Source organism: Pseudomonas sp. PME37.24/006 (assembly GCF_055556635.1).
Map to the genome: position 1 here is coordinate 1 of NZ_JBVHNL010000237.1, position 249 is coordinate 249.

Genomic DNA, 249 nt, shown 5'->3' on the forward strand with positions numbered 1-249 from the left:
AGTTGTCGATGATCTCGATGTCAGAAGCCGGCATCACGGCCATGAGCGCGGGCTTTGGTGTGCCGTCGTCGGCGCCGCTGCTGTCCTTGATGCCCACGCCGATCCAGTCTGCGCCCTTGCAGCCGCTGGCGAAGTGCCAGCGTCCGGTGATTTCCCATCCACCGGGGACGGCCTTGGCTTCCTGCAGCGGATAGAGGCCGCCGGCATAGACCTGGTCGGGGCCGCTTGCGTAGATCTTGCGCTGGGTTT

1 pseudogene is annotated in these 249 nt (G+C 65.1%); it reads right to left on the reverse strand.

Annotation, left to right across the window (positions count from 1 at the left end):
* A pseudogene (locus tag ACZ3GY_RS24545) lies at positions 1-249 on the reverse strand (flavin-dependent monooxygenase); the annotation flags it as partial.